This is a genomic window from Arthrobacter sp. NPDC080086, assembly GCF_040702285.1.
In genome coordinates, this window is the sequence record NZ_JBFBKP010000142.1 from 1 (window position 1) to 5,211 (window position 5,211).

The following is a 5,211-nucleotide window of genomic DNA, read 5'->3' on the forward strand; positions in this document are numbered from 1 at the left end:
AGGAGCACCGTATGAGCCTGCGTTATGCGCTGCTCGCACTGCTGCGCGTCGGCCCGCTCTCCGGGTACGAACTGCAGAAGCAGTTTTCCGCGTCCGTGGGCCACGTCTGGCACGCGCCTGACTCACAGATCTACCCCGAGCTGCGCAAGATGGAGGCCGAGGGCCTGATCGAGGGCGAGGAACAGCCCCGCGGCCAGCGCGCCACCCGGCGGCTCTACCACGTGACCGCCGCCGGCGAGGCGGCGTTCCTGGCCTGGATGCAGACCCCGCTGGAATACGCCCGGGTCCGCGACCCCGCCCACCTGCGCGCTGCCTACCTCGAGGCCGCCTCCCCCGGCGACGCCCGCGCCTTCTTCCGCCGGCACCAGGCCCAGTGGGAGGCCGAACTCGCCCAGTGGGAGGGTGAACTGCAGCGGATCGCCGAGGTGGCCAACCCGATGCTGGTCCGCCGCCTCGCCGTCACCGACCCCGGCGACCGGGAACGCACCGTGGCCTTCAAGCGCTTCACCTACGAGGGCCTGGTGGACCGCGCCCGCACCGAGATCGAGTGGGCCCGGCGCGGGCTCCGGCTGGTCGACGAGCTGGAGTCCGCCGGCGGCGCCTGGCCCGGGCCGGGAATCCCGGCCCGGTAGGCGCCGCCTGGCAGGTGCCGCATGCGCCTAGCCGAAGTTCTGCACCGTCGCGTAGCCCTTGCCGTCGTACTTCTGCACCAGCACCGAGGACACCGCGGGCTGGCCGTCCGTCGTCGTATCCACCGAGGTGCCGGAGAGCATCAGCGGCGCCTGCAGGCCCTTGACGTTGCGCAGCGCGGTCATGAAGCTGTCCCGCGTGGGCTCGGTCATGGTCTTGAACGCCTGCTCCAGCGTCGCACCCACCATGTAGCTCCACATGCAGTGCGGGAAGGCCGGCATGTCCGGGTACTTCGCGTATTGCTTGAGGTCGGCGAGGAACTTCACGACGTCGGGATCCTTGGCGAACGCCGGGCTCTGCGGGGCCTTGGCGAAGGACACCGAGTAGATGCCCGGGTACGCGGCGGCCCCGCCCGGGCCCAGGATCGCGGCCGGGCTGGAGGTGTTCGACGGCAGGAACCAGCTGGGCTTCCAGCCGAGCTGCTGCGCCTTCTGCAGCGACGCGATGGCCAGCGGGGTGATGGACATGGCGTCGAAAAACACGTCCGCGCCGGAGGAAGCAAGCTGGGTCAGCTGCGGGTCCACGGAGGTGTCCGTCGCCTCGTAGGTCTGCTCGCCCACGACCGAGATGTTCGAGGCGCCCTTGATGGCGTCCTTGAAGCCCTGAACGTAGCCCTTGCCGTAGTCGTCGTTCTGGGACAGGATCGCCACCTTGTGCGGCTGGCCTGAACCGGCGATCAGCTTGCCGAACGCGGCGCCCTCGTTCTGGTAGATCGGGACGAACCCGAGTTGCCAGGGGCTCTGCTTCCGGTCGCTGAACAGCGGGTCGCCGGTCATCACCAGCACCTGCGGGACCTTCTGGCTGATCGCCGCCTCCCGGAAGGCCCGGTTGGTGGGGGTACCAAGGCCCGCAGTGGCGGCGAAGACGTTGTCCGAAACCATCTGCTGGAAGTTCGCCAACGACTTCTGCGGGTCGTAGCCGTCGTCGTAGGACTTGATGTTGACGGTGCGGGTCTTGCCGTCGCCGAATTTCACGCCGCCGGCGGCGTTGAGCGCGCCGAAGTAAGCGGTGACACCGGCCACCGTGCAGGTGCCCTGGCCGGCAATCGCGCCGCTGAGCGGGGTGGTGATGCCGAGGGTGATGGAGGAGTCGGTGATGCCGGGCGAGGCGGCGTTGCTTCCGCCGCCCTGGTTAGTGCTGCCGCGGGTGCAGCCCGAGGCGGAGAGCGCAATGACCGCCGCCACCGCCACTATGCCGAGGACCCCGCGAGGCCGGGTGTTCTTTCTCATGCTTGGTCTTGCCTCCCTGTCTGGTGCTGGATTGTCTGCTGCTGGTCTGTCTGGTCCGGAATGGCCTGGTGCTCTGTCTGGTGCTGGTCTGCCTGCTTTTCCGACCCGGCCCCCGGGGCCGGGGCGGGTACGGTGCGCTGCGGGGCGCCGGGCCGGTCCCGGTTCCGGCCGGTGATCCGGCGGAGCACCCGGGGCAGGCTGACCAGCCCCTCGGGCAGCAGGAACAGGACGATCAGCAGGATGGCGCCCTGGCTGACGGTGGTGAGGCCGGGGTCCACGGCGTTGGTCAGCAGCGGGACCAGGACGTAGTAGGCCCCGCCGATGAGGGACCCGGCGATGCTCCCGGCGCCGCCGATCACCATGGCGGCCAGGAGGCTGATCGAGTGCCCGAAGCTCAGGGTTTCCGGGGAGGTGTACTGAACGGCGGCGAGGTAGAGGAACCCGCTGGCGCCGCCGAAGATGGAGGCCACGGTGAAGGCCAGGACCTTGGTCCGGTACGGGGAGACGCCCATCGACGCGGCGACGGCCTCGTTTTCCTTGACGACGCCGAACGCCCGGCCGTACTTGCCGCGGACCAGGTTCCGGGCCAGCAGGAACCCTGCGGCGGTCACCAGCAGGATGATGTAGTACTGCCACTGGTCGTTGTAGAGCCCGGACCAGTCCGGGGCGTCGGTGAACCGGGCGGAGATGCCCTGCGAGCCGCCGGTGAATCCCTCCAGCCGCTTGGCCAGCGGCACGCCCACGATCGGCAGGGCGATGGTCACCATGGCGATCGCGAGGCCGCCCAGCCGCGCCGCGGCCAGCGCCACCAGCAGCCCCACGACGCCGGCGATCAGGCAGGCCAGGACGAACACCAGCAGGATGTTCCAGCCCTGCTTGACCCCGTACGCGGTGACGTAGGCGCCGAGACCCACAAAAAAGATCTGGCCGAGGTTGACCTGGCCGGTGTAGCCCATGACGATGTTCAGGCCCAGCACGGCCACCGCGTAGACGCCGATCCGCACCAGGGTCTGGTTGGCGAAGGGCGGCAGGTTCAGCGGCGCGAGCAGCAGCACCACGGCCACCAGGACGAGCACCACAATCCGGACGGTGCGGTTTCCGGTGGCCACGGGTTTTACGGACTGGGGTTCTACGGACAAGGGTTTTGCGGGCAGGCGGTTGCGCATCAGACTCTCACCACGACCTTCCGGCCAAAGAGGCCCTGCGGCCGCAGGATCAGGATGACGAAGATCAGCGCGAACGGGACGGCGATCTTCAGGTCGTGGCCGATGAACGGCACGTACACCGCCACGAGGTTTTCCAGCACGCCGATCGCCCAGGCGGCCACCACACAGCCGATCGGACTGCTCAGGCCGCCCAGGATCACGGCGGCGAGGGCGTAGACCAGTGCGGTGTCCAGCATGCCGGGGGTCAGGGTCAGCTGCGGGGCCACCAGGACGCCGGCGACGGCGCCGAGCGCGGCAGCCAGACCCCAGCCGACCATCAGCAGCCGCCCCACCGGCAGCCCGGAGAGGGCGGACGACGCCGGGCTGTCCGCCACCGCGCGGAGGGCCAGGCCCAGCTTGGTGCGCAGGAAGAGCAGCTGCAGGACCACCATGATGACCACGATCGTCACCGTGGTGGCGAGTGACCGGACGCTGACCACCGCGCCCAGGATGTCGACGCTGGTGAGCGGGAAAAGCGAGGGGAAGCCGAGGTTGTTGTAGCTCCAGATCACGGCGATGATGCCGGTGATCAGGGTCAGCAGGCCGATGGTGACGACGACGGCGGTGTCCGGGTCGCCGCGCTCGAACCGGCGGACCAGGAAGCGTTCGGCGAGGGCCCCGAGGACGAAAGACAGCGCCACTGCCACGATGATGGCCACCACGAGCGGCAGCCCGGCCTGGACGGAGGCGTAGGCCACGTAACCGGAGAGGACCGCCAGGCCGCCCTGGGCGAAGTTGATCAGCCCGGTGGCCTGGTTGACCAGCACGATCGCCAGGGCCAGCGCGGCGTAGATGGATCCGGTCGACAGCCCGTCGACCACCAGCTGGATGAAGGTGCCCACCGGTTCAGCCCCCCAGGTACGCTCGTCGGATTTCGTCCATCCCCTTGAGTTCGGCGGTGGTGCCGGTCAGGGCGGTGCGGCCCGTTTCCAGCACGGTTGCCGTGTCCACCAGGGAGAAGGCGAGGTTGGCGTTTTGTTCCACCACCACCATGGCGATCCCGGACTCCAGCCGGAGCCTGCGGATCGCCTCGTAGACGGTCTTGGCGGTGCCCGGCGCGAGTCCCAGCGAGGCCTCGTCCAGCAGCAGCAGCCGCGGCCGGGCCATGAACGCCCGGCCGACGGCGAGCATCTGCTGTTCGCCGCCGGAGAGGGCGGCCGCCCGGGAGCCGATCCGGTCGCGCAGTTGCGGGAACAGGTCCAGGCAGTAGTCGACGTCGGCGGCGATCGCCTGGCGTCCCTTCCGCAGGTACGCGCCCACCATCAGGTTTTCCCGCACGCTCAGCTGCCCCAGCGTTCCGCGGCCCTCGGGCACGTGCGCGATGCCCAGCGCCGCGACCTGGTCAGGCCGCAGCCCGCGGATGTCGCGGCCCGCGAACCGGATGGTCCCGCCGGCACGGACGGTGCCGCTGATGGCCCGCAGGGTGGTGGTCTTGCCCGCGCCGTTGGCGCCGAGGATCCCGACGGCGCCCCCCTCGGGCACGCTGAGCGAGACGCCGTCGATCACCTGGATCGGCCCGTAGGAGGCGGTCACGTCCACCAGCTCAAGCAGCGTCATCCGCGGCGTCCTTCCCCAGGTAGGCCTCGATCACCCGCGGGTCGGCCTGCGCCTCCGCCGCGGTTCCGGCCATGAGCTTCCGGCCGTGGTCCAGCACCACCACCTGGTCCGTGAGCGCCGAGATGAGGCCCATGTGGTGCTCGACGACGATGATCGTAATGTCCTGTTCGGCGCGGATCCGCCGGACGGTGGCGATCAGCTCCTCCACCTCGGCGTGGGAGAGGCCGGCGGCCGGTTCGTCCAGCAGCAGCAGCGAGGGTCCGGAGAGCAGCGCACGCCAGAGTTCGATCCCCTTGTGCAGGCCGTGGGAGAGTTCGTTGGCCGGGACGTCGGCCGCCCAGCCGAGTCCGGCGCGCTCGAGCAGCCCGCGGGCCTCGGCGCGGATGGAGCGTTCGGCCCGGGCGGTCCGCGGCAGCCGGAGCGCCCAGGAGGCGGGGCCGCCGGGGAGGCGGAGGTGTCCGCCGAGGAGGACGTTCTCCAGCACGGTGGCGTTCAGCAGCAGGGCCGGGTGTTGGAAGGTCCGGGCGAGG

6 protein-coding genes are annotated in these 5,211 nt (G+C 70.2%); 1 reads left to right on the forward strand and 5 read right to left on the reverse strand.

Annotated features, from left to right (window positions below; all coding sequences use genetic code 11):
- Positions 1–632: PadR family transcriptional regulator (locus tag AB0305_RS22590; protein ID WP_366174117.1), on the forward strand; the 632-nt coding region annotated here is incomplete at its 5' end.
- Between the two features lie 27 nt (positions 633–659).
- Here the strand turns inward: AB0305_RS22590 and AB0305_RS22595 are convergent.
- From AB0305_RS22595 to AB0305_RS22615, 5 genes are all read right to left on the reverse strand, one after another.
- Positions 660–1,919, reverse strand: coding sequence for an ABC transporter substrate-binding protein (locus AB0305_RS22595; protein ID WP_364138176.1), 1,260 nt, complete (start codon positions 1,917–1,919; stop codon positions 660–662).
- Complete coding sequence (locus AB0305_RS22600) at positions 1,916–3,028, reverse strand: branched-chain amino acid ABC transporter permease (RefSeq protein WP_290257170.1); 1,113 nt, start codon at positions 3,026–3,028, stop codon at positions 1,916–1,918. Before AB0305_RS22600 ends, AB0305_RS22595 begins: the two co-directional genes overlap by 4 nt.
- Positions 3,029–3,084: 56 nt before the next feature.
- A complete protein-coding gene (locus tag AB0305_RS22605) occupies positions 3,085–3,966 on the reverse strand; it encodes a branched-chain amino acid ABC transporter permease (protein ID WP_364138173.1) in 882 nt (293 codons plus the stop codon).
- A gap of 4 nt (positions 3,967–3,970) precedes the next feature.
- Complete coding sequence (locus AB0305_RS22610) at positions 3,971–4,681, reverse strand: ABC transporter ATP-binding protein (RefSeq protein WP_290257168.1); 711 nt, start codon at positions 4,679–4,681, stop codon at positions 3,971–3,973.
- The coding region (locus AB0305_RS22615; RefSeq protein ID WP_366174121.1) for an ATP-binding cassette domain-containing protein at positions 4,668–5,211 on the reverse strand (544 nt) is incomplete at its 5' end. The genes AB0305_RS22610 and AB0305_RS22615, both read right to left, overlap by 14 nt.